We start from the raw sequence: 20,873 nt of genomic DNA on the forward strand, positions 1-20,873 counted from the left end.
AAGGAGCCACCGCTCAATGAACAAACTAGGTTCTGAATTTTTTAAACCGATTGATGGGTTTGAACGTGGGGTGGTTGGGGGTGCCACTTGGCGCCAAGTGCTGATGATGTTAGGTATCTTTCTAGGGGCTGGCTTATCGACACTGATTATAGTCCTAGGGCTACCTGATATTCTCATGTATGTGATGCTTCTTGTTACCATCCCCCCAAGCGCCATTTATGGCTTGAAAAAAGATGAAACATTGAAAGAACTGCTACGCTTTAAGTTGACCCAACAGGAGCGTAGCTATATGACCGATAATGAAATGGAGGAAAATCGTGGGAATTTTACGCAGGCAAAAGGCGTTCACGAATGGAACAATGAAACGCTCTAAAGCAGATAAAGAACGCTCAAAACAACTACGACAAGCCCTAAAGCCCAGTACCCAAAACACCATCCGCTATACCTCACTTTTTGAGGATGGCTTGATGCATATCACAGATGAAGAATACTCAAAGACCTGGTCTTTAGGCGACGCCAACTATATCACTAGTAGCGAAGATGAAAAGCTAGACATTATTGACTACTATGTCGAAGCGCTCAACGGACTAGACAGTGAGAATACTTACCAATTGACCATTCTTAATCGCCCAGTCCCCTCGACGCTGCTTGATCAAGTGACCTATGAATTACAGGGAGATGCTAACGACCGTTTTCGTGAGGAATACAATGATATGATTCGCTCTCGCTTTGCGACCGATCAGAACAACTTTAAAGTGGTGAAATACATCACCGTCAGCACCCAAGCCAAAGACCGTAAGCAAGCCTATCGGAAGTTAAACGATATTGAGAACCACTTTGCGACCCAATTTCAGATTGTGGATGTGCCTATTAAAGCACTAGACGGCAGTCAACGGCTCAATATCTTTAATGATCTGTTGAGGGGCAATCCTTACTTAAATGTTAGCTACCGTGATGTGGCTCTCTCGGGGCTTACAACCAAGTCCTTTATAGCGCCTAGTCGTATCTTCTTTCAACCGGATCAAATGCGCCTGGACAAGAAATATGCCAAGGTGCTGTTTATTCGCAACTATCCCTCTTTTCTCAATGACCGCTTGATTAAGTCACTGACAGATATTGGGATTGAATTAGCCATTACCATTCACGCTAATCCTTATGACATCAGCGAGTCCATCAAAAAGATTAACAATGCTGAAGCGCAGGTGAAGATGGACATGATTAAGTCTCAAAAAGGCGCTGCTCGAGATGGGATAACTGGTGACCTTGCCGTCTCTGGTGTGGCAAAGGCAATTGCGGATGAAGCGACCAAATGGAAAGATGAGGTGGAAGATCGTGATCAAAAGATTTTCTCAGGTGTCTTTTGTGTCATGGTCAAAGCCGATAGTGAGGAAGAACTCATTGACTATACCAACCGTATCCAACAAGCAGGGCGTAAACACGTGGTAGAGTTTGAAGAAGTCTACTACCATCAAGAAGAAGCGCTCAACACCATGCTTCCCATTGGTAAGACCTATCTGAATGTCAAGAGTCGTTTCATGCGAGACATGACAACGACAAATATTGCCACACAGATACCGTTTACCAATACAGATCTCCAAAGCGATAGCCCAAACGCCATCTACTACGGGCAAAATCAGATTTCCAATAACATCATCACCCTTGATCGCCAACGTGACCTCAATACGGCTTCAGGGGTGATTTTGGGTTCTTCAGGTTCTGGTAAGTCCGTCTTTACTAAGACCAGTGAGGTGATTCCAACGATTCTGCGTTATCCTGATGACCGAGTGATTGTCGTTGATCCCGAAGATGAATACTCCGATATTGGTCGAGCCTTTGATGCCCAGCTCATTACCATCTCACCAGGCTCTCCCACCCATCTCAACTTGATGGATTTGCCAGATGAGGATAGTCTAGCAGCTGAGGATGCTGATCCTGTTGGGCAAAAGGCTTCGCTGATTATGGGGCTGTTTGAAAATATCCTAAAAGAGGTCACCGATGAGGACTTCTCCATTATTGACCGAGTGACACGGCTCTGTTATGAGCGGATCACAGACCGCACACCAACGCTATCTGATTGGCACGATATCCTCCTAGAACAACCTGAGGACGTGGCGCAACAGTTAGCGCTCAAATCAGAGTCTTACACGAAAGGATCGCAAAATATCTTTGCGCATGAGACCAATGTGGACTTAACCCATCAAGTGGTCATTTTCAACCTCAAACAGCTAGACGGTAAACTCAAACCCTTTGCGCTTATGGTGGTGCAGGATTATATCTGGAATCAAGTGGTCAATAATCAAGGCAAACTCACCACTCGCATCTACTTTGATGAAATGCAGAACCAATTCCTAACAGACGATCAAGCCCAGTTCTTCACCAACCTCTATGCCCGTGTCCGTAAATACGGGGCTATTCCAACAGGGATTACCCAAAACGTGGAGACCTTGCTCGCTCGAACAGAAGGACGGAAACTCTTGGCAAATAGTGAGTTTATCGTTCTGCTTAAGCAAAAGAAAACAGATATTAGACTCCTAGCGGAAACCATCAACTTAACCGATGCTTTGATTCGCTATATTGAAAAGCCAAAGGCAAAAGGAACAGGGCTTATTGTTGCAGGACAGACCACCGTGCCCTTTGAGAACCCCATTCCTAAACACACGGAACTTTTCCGTTTGGTGGCAACCGATGCCTATCGGACAGTAGCGTCTCAATCACAATAAGAGAATAAGGAGGTTTTTGTGGATAAGGAGGATTTACGCAAACGTACCGTACGAAACCGTAAGATAAAAGAAAGTGTGCAGCGCCACAGTCAACTCTCAGGGCGTAGTGCGCAAAAAGCCACTAAAGCAGCCCATAAGGCTGCTAAGCGACAGGTCGCAAACGCTAAAGCCGACTATCAAGCCCTTAAGGGTAAGGCAAAAGCAGGGCAAGATGTCACTGCTTCTTTAGCGGATGCCAAAGAAAGCTTGAGCCAAGCAAAAGCTGCTCAAAAGACCACACGAAAAATCCATAAGGCAGTTAAGAAAAGCAATCCCACCATTCCTCAAAAAGCAAGAAACGTTGCTAAACAGACGACAAAACAAAGCTTAGGGGAGTTTGTCGAGACCGCCTTTTCTCAAGACGATACGCTCTCTAGTGTAGCGAGAGCTCGCCAAAAGGCACGAGAACTCCGCTACACGGGGCGCTTAGCACGAAAAACAGGCGCTAAGGGGGCTAAGGTCACCTATAAACTGGCTCGTTCCAGTCTTGAAAAAGACATCAAGATGAGTAAGTACGTCTATAAAGGCGCTAGACGGGGCTTAAAAACCACCAAAGATACCGCTAGGACTGCGCAAAAAACCTTAACCACTAAGGTTAAAACCAAGTGGTTACAAGCAAGTACTGAGAGCCTTAGGCTAGCCACCAGCAGGGCTGTGGCTGCTCTAGCAAGTGTCCTCGCTAACCCCATCACATGGATAGTGGCTACAGTAGTTGGTTTTCTTTTCTTTATTGTTATTATCGTCTCCTCTATCTTCTCCAGTAACATTGTGCAACAAACCGAGTTTACGCTCAACCAGTCCTGGCTTTATCTCTCCCAAAAAGACCGGGAAAAGTCTAATGACAAGGTAGCGTATTACACCAACATTGATGATATCTTGTTGTACATGAATTACCGTTACGGGGGAGAATGGGAGCCTGATGCTCCTTGGGACGATGGACTGACAGGGAAAATTGGCAGTTTCTTAGGTTTCAGTCATTTTTCGGATGCTCTTAATGACATTTGGGAAACCGAAAATGGGGATATCACACAACTGAAGACAATGGCAGAGCTCTATAGCAGCTCTAAAGGTAAGGCTTGGATGTGGTTGTCTAAGGATGAGCTAGCCGAGTACAAGGACATCCTAGACGCTCAAAAAGAAAACGGGCGTTATGCAGCGACTCAAGAACTCACCAATCCCTTTTACGCTAAAGACGATGACAAAGGAGACAGTGCGACGCTAACCATCATCAAGCGCTACGGCTTTACCAGTCAAAATAAGGTGGATACGACAACGACCTTAGAAGCTAGTGCAGGACAAACCCTCTATGCCCCAATGGATGGTAAGGTGACTATTACCAAGAAAGATCTCCAAGGGAAAAAGACGAAAACCACTAATCTCATTATCAAAGCTAGTGATGCTCGTTTCATCTTTTACAATGTCAAATCCCCAAGGGTGAAGACAGGTGATAAGGTAGAAACGTCTCAAGAGATCGCTCAAGTCAAGCGCTCGGGACAAAAAATTGCTTATGCCAAGCGTTATGGCAAGACAGAACTGTCTTCTTACGGCATTTCAGATAGTGACCTTGCTTTAGTAAAAAACTATTGTTATAAAAAGAATACCATTGGCTTTTTAACAGGAAAAGGCAAAAAAGGCTATCTTTGGACACTCGTTAACCCTGGGTTTTACTTTCCCTTTGTGACCTACTCCCAAACCACAACGGTCACCACAACTTCTTCTGAAATGAGTGGACGAGCCAAACAGTTCTATGATTATATCAAGAAATATTACCCCAGCGCTAAGGACAATGGCATTGCGGCAGCGGCTGGTTGTTTCGGTGTGGAGTCTAGTATCAACCCTAAGCGTGCTGAAGGGGACTATTTGAGTCCTCCAGTTGGCGCTAGTGAAGGCTCTTGGGATGATGATGCTTGGTTGAGTCTAGGGGGACCCGCTATCTATGGGGGTGGTTACGCTAACATCCTACACCGAGGTCTTGGTCTGGGACAATGGACAGATACCGCTGATGGTGCCACACGCCATACCTTACTCAGGAACTTTGCCAAATCTAAGGACAAGAAGTGGTATGATTTAGAACTTCAAGTCCAGTTCATGTTAGAAGGGGATAACCCTTACTACATTAATATCCTCAAGAGAATTTTAGATAGCAGTGGGGACGTGGATAGCTTAACTGCTGAGTTTCTCTCCAAGTGGGAGGGCGTTCCAGGCAATAAACTAGCAGAACGTCAAAAGATAGCACGTCAAGCCCTCCTGTGGTTCCATCAACCAACCTTGGCAGGTGGTGGAAGCCTAGCTTCATCTTGGAACTTCCCAGAAGCTTATCGCTCTAAAGTTAAAAGTATGCCAACCGCTAAAGCCATGACCACCCAACCAGGAAGCGGCTATCCCGTTGGTCAGTGCACCTGGTATGCTTACAACCGTTTAGTCGAGCTCGGGGAGATTACAGACTTGTCTGGCTCTTATGCTCGCTTAGGAAATGGCGGGCACTGGGTGTCCTCTCTAGTAGCTAAGGGCTGGCGGTTTAGTAGCACGCCAAAAGAAGGTGCAGTAGTCTCGACTGCCGGTGGCTTTGACGGAACCTTTGCCCTTTATGGACATGTGGGCATTGTAGAAGCGGTTAATGACGACGGCACTTTCCTAGTGTCTGAATGTAACTTTGATGGTGTGCAAGATAAAATCCACTGGCGAGTGTGTCGCCCTGCCAGTTACTATACCTTTGCGACACCCAATTAAACCATAGAAGCAGTTCCTTGAGGGGCTGTTTTTTTGAGAAGGGAGAACTATGATTGATACACAAAAAGTCAGCTTTTTAAAGCGAGTGGTGATGGGGGTTATCCTCCTTTTAGTCTTTTTGGTCGGTCTTGGCTTTGGACAGATGGGACACCACAAAGAGGTGACCCCAAAGAGCCAACAAACCACTAAAACAGCTAAAGAAGGTACAGCGCTCACCAACAAGTGGGTAACCTCCTTTTTAGTGGCTTACTATACTAAAAAAGATCTCGGTGAAAACCGCAATCGCTACAAGGAGTATATGACTGAAGGCTTGTATACAGCGACCGTTTCAGAAGAAAACGAAGCGCAAAACCAAGCCTACAAGGGCTATGTGGTGAACTTCACCTTTAGCTCCGCTAAGCTCTACATCAACACTAAAGATAAGGAGGTCATTGCCCAGGTGCATTACACCAATGACCTGCTTCAAAAGAAAAACAGCTCTAGTGGTGCCCAGACCAATGTTGATAATAGCACCACACTTAAGCTGAGCTACACAGAGGTTAATGGCAAATACTTAGTCAATCAGATGACAACGCTTTTAGTGACCTCAAGTGATAGTAACGTGGCAGATCAGGCGTATGGAGATGTGACGGCTAACAATACGACAACAAATACGCAGCTATCTTCAGAGGAAGTAGCGGATACCAATGAGTAAAGGAGACGATTATGCAAAATCAAGCGATTATTACAGGACGTTTAACTAAGGAAAGTGACCTCGAGAGTGTTAACGATCACTCTCTGGTACGCTTCACCTTAGCAAGCAGCAGGGACTATAAGGCAGCTGATAACACCTACCCGACAGACTTTATTGACGCTTGTCTTTGGGGCACGCCAGCGGAACGTTTTGTCAGTCTGGTTCACAAAGGCGATGTGGTTCAAATCACAGGTAGGCTCCAAACCAGAACCTATCAAGACGCAAACGGCAGCCACCACAAGCGTACAGAAATTTTGGTGGACAAGTGGTACCGTCTCATGCCTAAACAAGAACCCCCAAAGGTTGTGGATCGTGAGACGGGCGAAGTTTCTGCCTTAGAAGATTTAGACGTATAACGTATAGGAGGATCGCATGAACGAAGAACAACACTTTCCAGAAAATAAGGAAAAAACCAAACGCCACCGCCAACCCAAAAGCCTTAGTCAACGCTTGCGGGATAAACAAGCGTCTCTTCAAAAGGCGGAGGCTAGTTTAGCGCAAGCACAAAGCCGGGTAGACAAATTACAGGCAGAGCTAGAAGCCCTTGAAAATCAACGGTTACGTGAGATGATGCTGGAGCACGGCAATCTCGCAGACTTTGAGGACTTTGTGGCAGGCAGACAAGGAGGTGAAGGCTGATGTTTCAGCTAGACAATCAAGTAACAGGTGAGCGGAGCGAGTTTGATAATCGCTCTAGCTTTCTCTACGCCGTTGAAACCTTAGAAAAGCGCTTATTAGCAACCAACCAGAGTGCTCCTTATGTGTTAAAGCACCTGGACAAGGACGGTAGGGTGCTAGAGTCCAGGGAATTGATTATCCCACAGCGAGATGGTACCGATAGTGTCGAAGTGCTGGCTGATTTTGGCTTCCAAAAGGCGAGTAAAAAGCCTAAACAGCGTGGTAAGGACAAGTCCCAAATGGTGCCACCGCCTAAAGCTTTCAAAGGTGAAAAAGAAACTTCTTTGACCAATCCGACCTCTCGAAGACGCTTGAAATGGGTTGTGGGACTGTATATCTTTTTTATGCTTACGACTATTCTAGTATCAATTATTTCCCTGTTTGGAGTTTCAAAACAAGCTCATAAAACACAGGCGACAAACACGGTGGTATCAACGACGACTCGTTACGATCACAGTGCCGATGTCTTTTGTCGTTACTTTATCAGTGCTTACTATGCCAAATCCTCAAACCTAAGTAGTTTTGTGGCAAGCAGTGTCGCTAGCAAAAAACTAGAACCTACCACATCAAGCCCTAACAGCGTTTTACTCGAAAGTGAGAAAACAGCAGGAAAGACAAAGACATTGACTTATGTTCTCAGTAGTCGGGAGAGTGATGGGCAGGTGCAAAGTAACCGCTTGACCTTGACCCTAAAACAGGCAAAAGAGGCAACTTATGGCTATCTCTTAGTCAAAGCCCCACAGTTAAGCCTTTATCCGCATTAAAAGGAGAATACTATGGAACAAGAACACATTATGGATCGTAGTCAGCGTGTAGCGCTTCAAACAGGCAAGCAGCTCTTACAGTTGCTGGCTTTTGTCATCCATCAAAGCTATAAAAAGTACAAAGAACACAGCAATCACGGTGAACAAAATTGGCGACAGTTTAATGATAGTGGCTACTCTAAAGACATGAGAGAGTTTCTTGAGGGGGAGGTTAATCTGGATAAAGTCAAAAAGGAACTCAAAAAATCTGGTGTGCGTTTTCATTTTAAAAAGGAAACAGATGGCAAGTATCAGATTTGGTTTGAAAGTAAGGATCATGTGGTCTTAGAAAATGCCATTAATAAAGCTATCAATGCCATCATTAAAGACCCCAAAAAGGCAAAGGACGAGCTTCTTAAAAAGCCCTATGAAAAAACACCCAAGGAACAAATGGCAGCTATCGTCAAAGACCAAAAAGCAAAAGGAGTAGAAGCCGTCACCAAGAAAACGAAAGGCAAGGCGATTTCATGACCATTAAGCGTAAACCTTTTTTGCCTTACTTTCTTCTAGGCGTTTTGCTGGCTTTTTGTTGCCATCGTGCCTATGCCCTCTACGCTCTAGCCCCTGCTCCCAGCATGACCGAGCCCTTTTCGCCCTATGTCTATGTGCTTGACCACTACATAGAAGCCCCCTATTTTTATAGTGACCATTCGCCTTTGGCGTTGCTTTTTGCCCTCCTAGGCTTTCTGATAGGGATGTTGGCTTACCTCAAAATCAAGCCAGATGGTACCTATCGGCATGGGGAAGAGTCTGGTTCTGCTCGCTTTGCGACACCACAAGACTTAGTGGGTTTTCAAGATAAGGAAGCTAAAAACAACATGATTTTCACTAAGAACGCCCAAATGGGATTATTGAATAAACGTCTCCCTTTTGAATGGCAGCTCAATAAAAATGTCTTGGTCGTTGGTTTACCAGGGGATGGGAAAACCTTCACCTACGTCAAACCTAATCTCATGCAGATGAACAGCTCTTTTGTCGTCACTGACCCTAAGGGACTATTGGTTCATGAAGTGGGCACCATGCTTGAAAACCACGGCTATCAGATTAAGGTCTTTGATCTGGTCACCCTCACCAACTCAGACACCTTTAACCCTTTTCATTACATGCACTCTGAGTTGGATATTGATCGCATCACAGAAGCTATTGTCGAAGGGACAAAAAAAGGCGACCGTGAAGGGGAGGATTTCTGGACGCAAGCAAAGCTCCTCTTAAATCGTGCCCTTATCGGTTACCTCTATTTTGACAGCTCCTGGCGAAACTATGACCCTAATCTCTCTATGGTCGCCGATATGCTTCGGCATATGAAACGGGTAGATGATGAGACCCCAAGCCCTGTGGAGATTATGTTTGAACAGCTCGAGGAAAAATTCCCCAATAACTACGCTGGCAAGCAGTGGCAGCTCTTCAACGCTAACTTTGAGGCAGAGACTAGAACCAGTGTTCTAGCTATTGTCTCAGCCCAATACTCCATCTTTGACCATGAAGCGGTCACTAATCTCATCAGTAACGATTCCATGCAGATGGAGCGGTGGAATACGGAAAAGACAGCGGTCTTTGTGGCGATTTCAGAAACCAATAAAGCCTATAACTTTCTCGCTTCCACCCTCTTTACGGTCATGTTTGACCAGCTGACCCACAATGCGGATGCTATTTTACAAGGTGACCGTGAGGGCTACACGGCTGATGACTTGGTACATGTGCAGTTTTACTTGGATGAGTTTGCTAATGTCGGTAAAATCCCGCATTTGAATGAGACCTTGGCTTCTGTTCGTAGTCGTGAAATGTCCATTAAGATTATTGTCCAAGCTATTAACCAACTGCGCAGTCTCTATGGTAATGATTGGAAAACCATTTTGAATAACTGTGCTACTCTCTTATTTCTTGGGACAAATGATGAAGATACCATGAAGTATTTCTCCATGCGCTCAGGGAAACAAACCATTACCCAAAGAAGCTACTCGGAACAAAGGGGACAGCGGGTGTCAGGCTCTACCAGCTACCAAACCCATCAACGGGACTTGATGACGCCCGATGAAATTGCTCGTATCGGAGTGGATGAAGCTCTGGTCTTTATCTCGAAACAAAATGTTTTGCGGGATAAAAAGGCATCTGTCCTGGACCACCCCCTAAAAGATGAGTTAGCCAATAACTACCAAGATGACAAGTGGTACCACTACAAACGCTACATGACCGATATTGATGACTTTTTAGACAGTGTCTCTGATGCCGAGGTCTTTCAACCAGACCTTAGCGATTACCAAGATTTTTTAGAAAAGAATGGTTTTGAACCAACGTCTGACACGGCGATTCTACAACCAGTTAGTGACCAATTACCCAAAGGCCAAATAAACAAAGCCACAGAAACGCCCTCTCAAACATCAGAAGATGAAGCCCTCTCCTTTACCTTACCGGATGATGAGGAGGATTATTATGGTGAAGTTTAAAGAATAGGAGGTAAAAACTATGCCAATGTTATCAGTAGAATGTTTTTCTTGTCATAATATGTTTGCTTTACGGGGTTGGGTTGAACCAGAAGATTTGATAGGGACGAAGTGGGAAGGTTATACTCAGACAATGATAGAGGAAGCAGAGCGAGAAGATCCTTTCATTTTTCAAGATTTGGATCCTTGGTCACAATTCGACCAAAATCTAGTTTGTCCCAATTGTGGGTCAGCCAATGTTATTTCGTATTGAATATAGAGGAGGGCTAAAGAGTTGACTATTTATGAATTAGATCTAGATCCTAAGTTTTTTGTAAACTTAGGTAAAACAGCACCTTATAAGGTAACGGAAATAATCGGAAAAAATTATCCAGATAATTTTTTAACGCCTGGTGAGGAAAAAAGCTTTCTTATCTTGAACCAAGAAAAAGCATGGATTGTCCATGCAGATTCATTGGTATCCGTAGCTGAGGAATTAGAAGGCTATCTAGAAATGTCTATAGATGATTTCATTATGATTTCTCTTGGAACACAATATCATGAACGTTTTTGTTTTAATAACGATTATGACATTTGGGAAAAATATTTTGCGAAACTAAGGGAAGCCTATTACTCTGACCAGTCTTCCAAGTAGAGATTTCCTAACAATATGTGATCAGATTTATCTGTTTTATAAACTCTAATTTTCGAATTAGATGTTACAAAAAAACTTCCCCAAACATAAAGATGAAAAGGCTCTCCAGACTGACAATATTTCAATAGTTTTCGATGTTGAGAGTTATTTGATAAAGCATCGGCTTCAATAAAAACAGCCGGTTTTTCAAAATAAGTGTTTTCAAGTTGGCACTTTTGATTGAACTCTAAAAATATTAACCCTTTTCCATTTTTATTCTTAACTTTTTTGGCAAAAGCTTTACCGTGATAAATCTTTTGGTCTAATGATAACTTATAGTGTCCATATCGTAACTCTTGAAAAAAAGTATTTAGTGGTGCGGTTGTACCATTGAAATTAACAATATCATTTGGATGAGAGTGAAAGTGATTAACGGTTGATGATAGTTTTGAAAGGCGTTTAGAACGTTGCTTAATTGATGGAAACTCAGGTTCAGATGAACTAGATCGTGTGGCTTTTCCAGCTAAAGATATTTTCTGAAAAGTCCCAATATCTTCATAAAGCGTTGGAGCGCTCGCAGATAATTCAATGATAATGTCTTTAGATGGTTTGTAACTTTCCTTGATTCCATTTTTAGTAGAATGTTTAGTAGATTTCGTTATCTTTGAAATGTTTGGGCATCGTTCAGAATGTTTATCATCATATCCGCTACGAAATTTGAAATAGGGAGGCACTTTCCACTTATCAGGAGTATTTCTCACATTGACTAAGGTGACAGGAACTGAACAATATTTATCACATCTAAATTCATCTGGGGCAAGTGGGTGAGAGTGAAAATAACTGTAAGCATTCTCAGGTGAAATATCATCTTGAAAATGTTTTGAATAAGCGTGATCATGTTTCATATTGCTTACCTCGTTTTTTATTTTGACAATATTCTAACATATACTTCGTTAACTAGAAATTATTTTCATGATATAGGTAGTCCCTCAAAAAAATAAATGCGACCAAACCACAGTACTAGCAGTTAATTTTATCAATTAGCTGTTTTTTTATTTCTAGAAAGGATGATGATTTTATTGAAATACTTATTACTAGCTGAAAAACCAGACCAAGCCCGCAAATATGCGCATGCTCTTGGGACTCCTAAAGAAGAAAAAGGCATTTTTAGGGTGACTTCTGCGCTTTTAGGAGCAGAGGTTCTCGTAGCCCCTGCTGTTGGGCATTTGGTTGAGCGAGTTAACCCTTACCCCAACTTTGAAAATTGGGAACTGGCTAATCTTCCTGTCCTGCCTGATGGCTTTCAGTATGCCCCTAAAAAGGAAACCCTGAAAGCCTTTAAGGCAATTCAAAAAGCGATTAAAGAAGTGGATGGCATTATCATTGGCACAGACCCTGACCGTGAGGGCGAGGCAATTGCCTACCGTATATTGGAATTGATTCCGCAAGGACTGGCAAAAGTGCGCTACAGACTTTGGGCAAACTCTTTAACAACTAAGGGCTTACAGGAAGCCTTTGGGCGCTTGCGTGACCCTGCTTTATCGGTTAACTACTTCCATGAAGCAGCTGCGAGAAGTGATGCTGATTGGCTAGTGGGCTTTAACCTCAGTCCTTTTGTGACGCTTAAGATGAAAGCAGAAGGGCTACTAGGCAAAAAAGAAAAAGCCATGTCCGTGGGGCGAGTACAGACTCCAATCGTTTCTTTGATTGTCCGAAATGATGAGGCTATTGCTCATTTTGAACCTCAACCCTATTGGCAGTTGGCTTTACTTTCTGAAGATGGGACAGTCTTTATCAACGATACCAAGTACCAAATAGAACAAGAGGCCCAGGAGGCTTTTGCTTTGTTGGAGAGTAGTGCTCAAGTAAGTGAGGTGGTCACTGAACATAAAAGCCAATCCGCCCCTAAACTCTATAATCTCACTCAATTACAGTCTGAGATGAGTCAGAACTATCAGTTTGAAGCCACCAAAACCAAAGACCTTGTTCAAAGCCTGTATCAAAAAGGCTTTTTGTCTTACCCACGAACGGATGCGACAGCCATTACAACTAATGAGTACGCCTATCTTCTCAAACATATAGAAGCCTATCAAGCGGCACTCAATCTGTCTTTTGACCTGCCAAACCGCAAGGCTAGAAAGCCTTATGTCAATGATGACAAAGTGCTAGAGCACTATGCCATTATTCCAACTGAGCTAGTCCCTAACCTAGATGACCTCTCAACCGATGAAGAGCTGATTTATACCACCGTTACTAAGCGGACGCTTTTGATGTTTAGTAGCGATTATCATTATCAGTCTACCCAAGTCTTGATCACGAATGGCAATCAGACCTTTAAAGCAACTGGAACGGTAACGCAAAGTTTAGGTTGGCGCAGCTACGTGCCCACAAAGACGGAAGATAAGGAAATGCCTGCTTACCAAGAAGGGCAGGTGGTGATAGTATCGCCTAAACAGGTCAAGCGTATGACCAAGCCCCCCACACGTATCAGCGAGTCTATTCTGTTAAAGAAGCTGCTGCCTAAGTACAATCTCGGTACCTCAGCGACACGAGACGGCATGATTGATTTGATTCAAAGGAAAGGCTATGTGACCAAGGATAAGAAGACAGGGCAGTTTTTCCCAACTGAACGTGGCAGACAGTTGATTCACTACCTAGATACCTTGGAAGTGAGCTACACTAACCCAGAGACCACAGGAAAATGGGAGGCGGTACTGGCTAAAATTGGACAAGGAGAGGTTAACCCAGAGGCTTTTGTCCAAAAGATAAAGTGGGCAATCACCAAACAAATCGAAAAAGGAGATACACATGGCAAATAGTCAACACTTAGTGAAAAAGCGCTCCCAAGAACAACTGGCTAAGATTGCCAGCAAGGATATTGTGGCGGTTGCCACAGCCCTTGGCATGTCACTCAAAAGAGAGAGCGATCACTTTTATTGGGAGGAGCATGATAGCTTTAAAATTAACCCTAAAACCAACCGCTTTATGTGGTGGTCACGTGGCAAAGGTGGCAACCCCATTGATCTCGTCCGTGTTGTTAGAGAAGAGTGGACAGGGCATCCAACGCCTTTTAAGGAGGCAGTGCAGTTTGTCGAAACAGGCGAGTTTCCTAAAGTCACTGTAACACCCGAAAAGAAGGAACCTTTTAAAAATTACCTAGCCCCTTATGAACACAAGGATTTTGAACTTGGCAGGCATTATCTTAAGGAAGAGAGGGGACTCTCAGATGATACCATTGATACCGTTCTTGCTTCAGGCAATATGGTCTCTGCCACGCTTAAAAAGGGCGATTACTTTGAACCCGTTATCCTTTTTAAAAGTCGGGATAGCGATGGAATGATGATAGGTGGCAGCCTACAAGGGATTATTGAAAATAAAGTCCAGCACCCTGAGCGAGGGCGCTTAAAGAAAATCATGCGACACTCGGATGGTCTTGCTGGTTTCCACTTAGACATTGGGACTCCCAAACGCCTAGTCTTTACAGAAGCTCCGATTGATCTCATGTCTTATTATGAGCTCCATAAAGACAGCTTATCTAACGTGCGTTTAGTGGCTATGGATGGGCTTAAAAAAGGGGTGATTAGCCGTTACACAGCCGATTTATTGACAGATGGGCAGTATTCCAAAACTATGCCTAGAGAGTCTATCAGAGGGGCACTAGATAACATTCATCAAACAACTAGGATTCTTAAAGACACCCCAAATCTCATAACTCTAGCCGTTGATAATGATGAGGCTGGACGGGGCTTTATTAAGGACTTACAAGCTGACGGTATCCCAATGACGGTTGATATACCACCACTTAAGGAAGAACAGAACAAAATGGATTGGAATGATTACCTGAAACAAATGAAAAGTGAGGAAAGTCAGATGACAACTGAAGTAGAAAAAGGTGAAGGGAAAGACAAAGTGTCTGATGTTCATCAAGCACAAGAAACGTCTCCGAATAATAGCCGTTTAGCCCAAGCCAAACGGAAGAAACAGCGCTTGGAGGAAGAGTACAATACGGCGGTCGAGGCTGTTTTTGCCCACCAGAGGCTCACAAACGGGCAACCGATGAACGATAAGCGAGGTGGTGAGGCTTGGTTTAAGCGTCAGGAAAAGCTTGAAAATCGGGCAAGAAACCTCCTAGATGAAATCTCTAAACAAGAAGAACGCATCCAGTCCCTAGAGTATCAAGATGAGGGGCTTAACCGCTGGGGCACTGGTCTTGCCTTAACGATCGATAATATCCCACGCATTCGTGAAGAGATTGAAAAAGCCAAGCGTGGGGAGTCCGTCTACACCAAGGCAACACTGAGAACCTATGCCAAGCGTTTAAAGGTTCTTGAGGATCAAGTGAAGCGCCTGGACACAATCACCATTAGTCCCCAAGCGCAAGCGTTGATTGACCAAGGACAGGTTCGTCAATGGAAAAAACAGCCAGACACTTATTTTGTCAAAGGCTTACGTCGTGTAGCCTTGACTTTAAAGGATGATGGTAGCTTTGAGGTTGCCAAGCGCTACGCCCCAAAAACACCTGAAGAAATAGAACACGTAACTGCCCTGTTAAAACAACCAATAGAAAGTGAGGCAATCATGGAAACGAACACACCACAAAAAAACGCCCAAGAACTGTTGGACGAATACAACCTGTTAGACGACCGCTATACTGAGGTCTTTAATCAGACAATGGGGGCTTATACCAAAGGAGAAGAGGTCTTTTCTGATGCGTTGGCATACGTTAGCCAAGAGTTAGAACATAAATTTGAGGAATACCAAGCCCAATTGTCGCTAGAAGAAGAACAAAATCGCAAGGTTGAAGCTGCGGAAGAGCCTAGCTATCACGTCCGTTTTTATTGGTCAGAAAGTCCCATTTTTCAAAATATGGAAGAAGGCACCATTCTTTCTTATGAGGACTTTACCACACCACTCTATCAGGAAAATCAAAAACAGTTTGACCGACTCAAAAAGCGCACGACAGACTCTCCGTTAGAGGCGGGCTATGAAGTATTGCCTTATGCCAAAACCAAGTTTGACCTCTTAAGTCCAGAGGGTGAGGTCTTGGAGGAAGGGCTACGCTATAACATTGGTGAGGAGACACAGACCATAAGTGAGCACTTATCCGATGCTCCTTATCATCAAGACCTCAAAGAACTGGATGACACTGTTTTAGCAGGCTTAGCTCAAAGAGAGAGCTTAGAGGCTCTAGCAGATAGTGTTGTTCCACGAGATTTTACCGCTGCTCTTAGCTTAGCCTATGACAAGGGCGAAGAAGCTATTCTTGATAATGTTGTTTTTCAGGAACGTCACCCACAAGAATATGCCCTCTTTGTCCAATTAGGTGCTAGCTCAACGAGTTTAGACGACCTTGTGCAGAAAGCTATTAACCTATCTGTCGTAGATCAGGAGTCTCGTTTTTATGCTCAGTGGTTGGAGGGAAAAATAAAAACAGCTTCTGAAGAAACTGCTCAAGGGCATAATAAAAAGGTTGAGAACCCAATCGGGGATTTCCCTGAGCGGACTCAGGAGGCAGCACCTCTACCTAACGTTCCAAAAGAACGTTCTTTGAAGGAGTCGTCACCGACTCCAACTCAGTCTCAACCTTTCTTTCATTTTACCATTTCAGACCCTGAGCAGTCAATGTATAAGATGGGGTATCACCCCATAAAACCTGAGGAATTAAAGAAACTAAACCGCTACGCTTCACAGATTCAAGACAATGCCACTTGGTATCAAAAAGAGCTGGCAGACAGTCAAGTAACCTATTTTTACAAGCATAAGGAGGCTGTTGAAGCCCTCACCATTCGTTTTAAGGCGGAGCACTATCCGCATTTGATTGGACTCTATGCGATTGGCGAACAACAAACGGCAGCTAAAACCTTGGAGGATATTGTCAAGGGCAAAGCGGACTATCAAAACATCATGATTGCCAATCGTGGAGCGACTTTTAGTAAGATTCAGGTGCTGCCTGATTTTAAAGCAATCATTGATGCCAATAGTTTCCTCTTTGATGACCTGTCGCAAGTGGAGCGCATGCAGCGTTTAGACTTAGCCAGTGCCATTAAAACAGAAGATGAAGATGTCCTGGTGGCATTTAGAAATGTGGACGGAGAGTTGTTCCCTGCTTCTTTAATGAAAGTGAACCACAAACTCGCTACTGAGTTAGAAGCAGCCACTGACAAAACGATTCTAGGTGTTTTCCGTCAAAAAGACAATCAGGTCACAACTCTATCCATCAACGAGGCTATTGTCACAGATGGTGGTAAGGAACTACAAGCTATTGTGGAAGCGGGAGATTTTGAACCCTTGCAGGTCTCAAAGGAAAACGACAAAACTATTTTTCCTAAGGACTCTGATGGCGATGGCTTAACCGATGATGAAGAAGCAGCACTTGGAACAAATCCTTTTAGTGCTGATAGCGATGGAGACGGAACACCAGATGGTATTGAAAAAGGCAGTGGCACAGACCCTAACAATGCTTCTGACAATCCAGCAGAGCGCCAACAGCACAACTTAGAACTCAGTGAGTTGATTAAAAAGGGGGATGTCAAAGCCATCAACCAACACTTACAAGAAAGGAACAAGGACTATTTTGACCAAGATAATTACCTCAACTATTTAGATGGGCTGGTAGATTTTAGTCACTATTCGAGTCGCAATGCTCGATTGCTTAAGAGTCAACTGGGAACAGCGACGATGGTAGCTTCTTTCAAGGAATGGCGAAACCGTGGGGGTCGAGTGAAAAAAGGAGAAAAAGCCCTTTATGTCCAAGCTCCTAAAACCGTCACCCTAACCGATAAAAAGGGGCAGACGCTTCTTGATGACCAAGGACAAGAAAAAACACGAATCTATTTTAAAGCTGTTCCTGTCTTTGATGTTTCTCAAGTCGAAGCGCAGGAAGGTAAAACGCTAGATTTACCACAAGACAAGACTATTGTTCCTGAAGTGATGGATAAGACCTACTTCCAAAATATTTACCGCACCTTGCGAGACATTTCGGAAAAACAAAATGGCGTTCCCATTCGTTTTTTGAAGTATGTGGAGGATGAAGGCTTGTATCACGACAAACAAAACTACATTGCCATTCAAAAAGACATGAGCTACGAACAAACCTTGACGACCTTGATTCAAAAGATTGCCGAGTCTGAATTGCACAATTCTAAAAGACTAGAAGAACTCAACCCACACTTTAAGGTTGGCTTTATGACCAAGCCGGATAGAGACTTTCAAATAGAATCTGTCACTTATGTAGTGTGCCGTCATCTTGGACTACCGACTAAACATTCTTTTGATTATTTAGCAACATGGCAGAATTGGATGCATCCTGAACAAGGGCTAGAGCAGCTGACGCAACACTTAGAGGTCATTCAAAACGAAGCCAAAAGTTTGATGGAGCGTATGGATAAGACGCTTACTATTTATCAAGAGCGCACACAAGTAAAACACAAAGAAGAGGACACGCCAAAAAAAGCCCAACGAGCTACGAAAAGGTAGTGCATCGTAGCTCAAGGACTAAAACAGTAAACCTAACAGAAGGAGACTTTGACCATGATAAAGACAACCAGTGAGATGATTTTACGGTCGCTTTTCGTTGACCTTGACACTTACCTTAAGGGGCAAGAAATTCTACAAGCCCCATTTAGCACTTACACAAGAAGCGATATGCTTCTTTACTTAAAGCAGGAAGCACAGGAACTAGAAGCGAGTGATTGTCCCTTAGCAGATGATTATCATGTGACCATCGCCTATTTGAAACAGCTCACCGATACGGAATACGCTCTTTTTAAAAAGGAGATGTTTTCACATCAGAAAATTAGCCAAATGGACGAACCGTCATAAGATACATTTCCCTAAACAGCCATCAAGCCTTAAGTGATTTTTGAAAAAAGACAGGGTTGCTACTTGGCACTTTGTCTTAAAGACCTTAGTGTCCTTTTTGAAAAGGGAGCACTGACCTAAAGGTATGAGTTGCTTAACGGCTTGAGCGCTAAAGGGGGATTGGGGTTCTCCCCAAAATAAAAAAGTTCAAAAGTCCGAGGCAGCCTTAGCGCCAATCGGGCTTTTGGGGCTTTTTTTCGAGGCACGTGGATAAACACGTGCTAATCTTGCAAGAGCAGAAAGTGGCGAAATAGCCTAAAAAGGAGAAAAAAGACAATGGTAAAAAGTAATCGTACGCGAGACAACCTTTTTGTCTTACGTGCCACCGATCAAGAAGCCCATCGCATTAAAAGACGCATGGCACAAGCCCACCAAAAAACATTTCAGGGCTTTGCCTTAGAGATGTTGCTTCAAGGGCAGGTAGCGACTTATGACTATTCAGAGTTACAAGCACTGCGGCTCGAAGTCAACCGCATCGGACAAAACATCAACCAACTAGTCCGTTACGTCAATACTTTTGAAGATTTGGATAGCGAACTTATGGAGGCGTTACTCCATGACATCAAAACTTTAAAAGACGTCATCGGTAAAGAGTTTAAAGTTAAGGAGTTGGCAAAAGCACATGGTCATCACCAAAGTTCATCAGATCAAAGAAAGTCGTAAACTTAGACGTTCCCTCAATTACATCTTGCGAGATGATGCCAATCTAAAACTGGTCACAAAGAACGATTGCCATTCAGACTTTCCTTATGTCTTGAAAGACGGACAAGTTTATCAACGGTTGGTGTCAGGACATGATGTGATAGATGCTTCAGATGCTGAGGCTGTTTTTGACGATTTCTTTTTGGTCAAAGACTCGGCGGCAGCTTTTAATCACGGTAGACGCAATAAAGAAATGTCGGACCTGTCCAACCCAAATCAAGTTATGGCACATCATATCATCCAATCTTTTGCACCAGAGGATAAGTTAAGCCCTGAAGAAGTCAACCGACTGGGTTATCAAACGGCTCTGGAGTTGACGGGTGGGGATTATCAGTTTATCGTTGCCACCCATATGGACAAAGGGCATTTGCATAACCACATCATTTTTAACACGACCAATCAAGTCACGCTTAAAAAGTTTCGCTGGCAAAAACAAACGGCACGTAGTCTTTTTCAAATTTCAAGCAGACAAGCAGAACTTGCAGGAGCTATGGTACTTGAACCTAAACTCAAAACATCTTATACTGTCTATTCTGCTTGGCGCCAAAAAAATAGTTTTCGTTTTGAGATTAAGCAGCGTTTGGACTTTTTACTTAAGCACTCGCTTGACTTAGAGGATTTTCTCCAAAAAGCCCAGGCACTTAACCTGCAAGTCAACACCAGCGGTCAGTATATAACCTATCGTTTAAGCGACCAGCCACAAGAACGTGTGGTTCGTGACCGCAGTCTGTCTAAAAAAGGACGTTACAGCCTTGAAGGCATCACCAAACGTTTAGCAACAAATGCAGTTGTCTTTGACAAAGATAGTATTAAGGCGGAGTATGACAAGGTTATGGAAAAAGAAGCAGAGGACTTTGAGATGAAGCTGACCATTGAGCCATGGCAGGTGGAGACCATTACCCCTCGTTCTTTACACGTGCCCATCCGTTTTGGTTTAGATCGAAAAGGTACGGTTGCCATTCCTGCACGCTTGTTAGACCAAAATGCGGATGGCAGTTTTACGGCTTATCTAAAACGGAAAGACTTCTTTTATTTTTTAAACCCAGACCATTCGGAACAAAACCGCTTCATTACAGGGACAACACTGATCAAACAATTGTCTAGTCAAAATGGTGAAACCATTCTTTATAAGAACCGTTACCTCTCAAAACTTGACCGCTTAGTAGATGAATTAAACTTCTTATCTGTTAATCATGTCACGAACTCTGAGCAGTTTAGAGATTTAGAAAAAAACTTTTTGGAGCAATTGGACAAAACAGATCAGGAGTTAGAGCGGTTAAGTGACAAAATAGCGGAGCTCAATAAACTGTATGGCGCTTTAGTCCAGTATCAAAGCACCCTTGTTCCATCAGAAACAACACTGGCACTTTTAGAGAAAGCTCGTCTAGACAAAAACATAAACCCCGACCTTCTCAAAAAAGAACTCAAGGAGTATCAGATTGAGCGAGAGGCACTAGCAACACATCGGGATAAGATTGTAGCTGACTATGACTTTAGCCAAAAACTTAAAGAAGAACGTCAGGATAAACACCATAAGCACCTTTAGAAAGGATT

Annotated in this window: 17 protein-coding genes; 16 read left to right on the top strand and 1 reads right to left on the bottom strand. The window is 43.6% G+C overall.

Annotated features, from left to right (window positions below; translation table 11 throughout):
* Positions 1 to 16: 16 nt before the first annotated feature.
* From G5B60_RS00335 to G5B60_RS00385, 11 genes are read left to right on the top strand one after another with little or no spacing between them, the layout of a single operon-like run.
* Positions 17 to 373 carry a PrgI family protein gene (locus tag G5B60_RS00335; RefSeq protein ID WP_164682079.1) on the top strand — a complete coding sequence of 119 codons (357 nt, stop codon included), beginning with the start codon at positions 17 to 19 and terminating at the stop codon, positions 371 to 373.
* Positions 360 to 2,720: a VirB4-like conjugal transfer ATPase, CD1110 family gene (locus G5B60_RS00340; protein ID WP_164682080.1), complete on the top strand. Its 2,361-nt coding sequence runs from the start codon at positions 360 to 362 to the stop codon at positions 2,718 to 2,720. The genes G5B60_RS00335 and G5B60_RS00340 overlap by 14 nt, the downstream gene beginning before the upstream one ends.
* 18 nt (positions 2,721 to 2,738) lie before the next feature.
* Positions 2,739 to 5,489 (top strand): phage tail tip lysozyme, encoded by a 2,751-nt coding sequence (locus G5B60_RS00345; protein ID WP_164682081.1) that lies wholly within the window; start codon positions 2,739 to 2,741, stop codon positions 5,487 to 5,489.
* A gap of 49 nt (positions 5,490 to 5,538) precedes the next feature.
* Entirely contained in the window at positions 5,539 to 6,183 is a 645-nt protein-coding gene (locus G5B60_RS00350; RefSeq protein ID WP_164682082.1) for a hypothetical protein, read from the top strand.
* Between the two features lie 11 nt (positions 6,184 to 6,194).
* Entirely contained in the window at positions 6,195 to 6,578 is a 384-nt protein-coding gene (locus G5B60_RS00355) for a single-stranded DNA-binding protein (RefSeq protein ID WP_164682083.1), read from the top strand.
* Between the two features lie 16 nt (positions 6,579 to 6,594).
* Complete coding sequence (locus G5B60_RS00360; protein WP_164682084.1) at positions 6,595 to 6,861, top strand: hypothetical protein; 267 nt, start codon at positions 6,595 to 6,597, stop codon at positions 6,859 to 6,861.
* Positions 6,861 to 7,664: a hypothetical protein gene (locus G5B60_RS00365; RefSeq protein WP_164682085.1), complete on the top strand. Its 804-nt coding sequence runs from the start codon at positions 6,861 to 6,863 to the stop codon at positions 7,662 to 7,664. The genes G5B60_RS00360 and G5B60_RS00365 overlap by 1 nt, the downstream gene beginning before the upstream one ends.
* Before the next feature lie 12 nt (positions 7,665 to 7,676).
* Positions 7,677 to 8,174, top strand: coding sequence for a DUF3801 domain-containing protein (locus tag G5B60_RS00370; protein ID WP_164682086.1), 498 nt, complete (start codon positions 7,677 to 7,679; stop codon positions 8,172 to 8,174).
* Positions 8,171 to 10,147 carry a VirD4-like conjugal transfer protein, CD1115 family gene (locus G5B60_RS00375; protein ID WP_164682087.1) on the top strand — a complete coding sequence of 659 codons (1,977 nt, stop codon included), beginning with the start codon at positions 8,171 to 8,173 and terminating at the stop codon, positions 10,145 to 10,147. Before G5B60_RS00370 ends, G5B60_RS00375 begins: the two co-directional genes overlap by 4 nt.
* A 19-nt stretch (positions 10,148 to 10,166) precedes the next feature.
* Positions 10,167 to 10,397: a hypothetical protein gene (locus G5B60_RS00380; RefSeq protein ID WP_164682088.1), complete on the top strand. Its 231-nt coding sequence runs from the start codon at positions 10,167 to 10,169 to the stop codon at positions 10,395 to 10,397.
* Positions 10,398 to 10,418: 21 nt separating this feature from the next.
* Positions 10,419 to 10,778, top strand: a complete 360-nt coding sequence (locus G5B60_RS00385) for a hypothetical protein (protein ID WP_241154457.1) — start codon at positions 10,419 to 10,421, stop codon at positions 10,776 to 10,778.
* On the opposite strand, the gene G5B60_RS00390 is transcribed toward G5B60_RS00385, so the two are convergent.
* Positions 10,754 to 11,662, bottom strand: a complete 909-nt coding sequence (locus G5B60_RS00390; protein WP_037608016.1) for a hypothetical protein — start codon at positions 11,660 to 11,662, stop codon at positions 10,754 to 10,756. The two genes, G5B60_RS00385 and G5B60_RS00390, sit on opposite strands and share 25 nt — an antisense overlap.
* A 174-nt stretch (positions 11,663 to 11,836) precedes the next feature.
* Here G5B60_RS00390 and G5B60_RS00395 point away from each other — a divergent pair, with 174 nt between their 5' ends.
* The 5 genes from G5B60_RS00395 to G5B60_RS00415 all read left to right on the top strand — a co-directional run bounded on the left by G5B60_RS00395 (position 11,837) and on the right by G5B60_RS00415 (position 20,865).
* Entirely contained in the window at positions 11,837 to 13,576 is a 1,740-nt protein-coding gene (locus G5B60_RS00395) for a DNA topoisomerase (protein WP_164682089.1), read from the top strand.
* Complete coding sequence (locus tag G5B60_RS00400; protein WP_164682090.1) at positions 13,566 to 18,233, top strand: PBECR4 domain-containing protein; 4,668 nt, start codon at positions 13,566 to 13,568, stop codon at positions 18,231 to 18,233. Before G5B60_RS00395 ends, G5B60_RS00400 begins: the two co-directional genes overlap by 11 nt.
* Before the next feature lie 54 nt (positions 18,234 to 18,287).
* Complete coding sequence (locus G5B60_RS00405) at positions 18,288 to 18,578, top strand: hypothetical protein (protein ID WP_164682091.1); 291 nt, start codon at positions 18,288 to 18,290, stop codon at positions 18,576 to 18,578.
* A 315-nt stretch (positions 18,579 to 18,893) separates the two neighbouring features.
* On the top strand, positions 18,894 to 19,280 hold the full coding sequence (locus G5B60_RS00410) for a plasmid mobilization protein (protein ID WP_164682092.1): 387 nt from the start codon (positions 18,894 to 18,896) through the stop codon (positions 19,278 to 19,280).
* The gene (locus tag G5B60_RS00415; RefSeq protein WP_164682093.1) at positions 19,240 to 20,865 is read left to right on the top strand and encodes a helical hairpin domain-containing protein; all 1,626 of its coding nucleotides are present in this window, start codon (positions 19,240 to 19,242) and stop codon (positions 20,863 to 20,865) included. The genes G5B60_RS00410 and G5B60_RS00415 overlap by 41 nt, the downstream gene beginning before the upstream one ends.
* The last annotated feature ends 8 nt before the right edge of the window (positions 20,866 to 20,873 follow it).

The sequence above is a fragment of the Streptococcus hyointestinalis genome (assembly GCF_011039275.1).
GTDB lineage: Bacteria > Bacillota > Bacilli > Lactobacillales > Streptococcaceae > Streptococcus > Streptococcus hyointestinalis_A.

Coding starts and splice junctions, on each gene's coding strand:
- G5B60_RS00335 (WP_164682079.1), top strand. CDS start 17: ATGAACAAACTAGGTTCTGAATTTTTTAAACCGATTGATGGGTTTGAA.
- G5B60_RS00340 (WP_164682080.1), top strand. CDS start 360: ATGAAACGCTCTAAAGCAGATAAAGAACGCTCAAAACAACTACGACAA.
- G5B60_RS00350 (WP_164682082.1), top strand. CDS start 5,539: ATGATTGATACACAAAAAGTCAGCTTTTTAAAGCGAGTGGTGATGGGG.
- G5B60_RS00355 (WP_164682083.1), top strand. CDS start 6,195: ATGCAAAATCAAGCGATTATTACAGGACGTTTAACTAAGGAAAGTGAC.
- G5B60_RS00360 (WP_164682084.1), top strand. CDS start 6,595: ATGAACGAAGAACAACACTTTCCAGAAAATAAGGAAAAAACCAAACGC.
- G5B60_RS00365 (WP_164682085.1), top strand. CDS start 6,861: ATGTTTCAGCTAGACAATCAAGTAACAGGTGAGCGGAGCGAGTTTGAT.
- G5B60_RS00370 (WP_164682086.1), top strand. CDS start 7,677: ATGGAACAAGAACACATTATGGATCGTAGTCAGCGTGTAGCGCTTCAA.
- G5B60_RS00375 (WP_164682087.1), top strand. CDS start 8,171: ATGACCATTAAGCGTAAACCTTTTTTGCCTTACTTTCTTCTAGGCGTT.
- G5B60_RS00380 (WP_164682088.1), top strand. CDS start 10,167: ATGCCAATGTTATCAGTAGAATGTTTTTCTTGTCATAATATGTTTGCT.
- G5B60_RS00390 (WP_037608016.1), bottom strand. CDS start 11,662: ATGAAACATGATCACGCTTATTCAAAACATTTTCAAGATGATATTTCA.
- G5B60_RS00400 (WP_164682090.1), top strand. CDS start 13,566: ATGGCAAATAGTCAACACTTAGTGAAAAAGCGCTCCCAAGAACAACTG.
- G5B60_RS00405 (WP_164682091.1), top strand. CDS start 18,288: ATGATAAAGACAACCAGTGAGATGATTTTACGGTCGCTTTTCGTTGAC.
- G5B60_RS00410 (WP_164682092.1), top strand. CDS start 18,894: ATGGTAAAAAGTAATCGTACGCGAGACAACCTTTTTGTCTTACGTGCC.
- G5B60_RS00415 (WP_164682093.1), top strand. CDS start 19,240: ATGGTCATCACCAAAGTTCATCAGATCAAAGAAAGTCGTAAACTTAGA.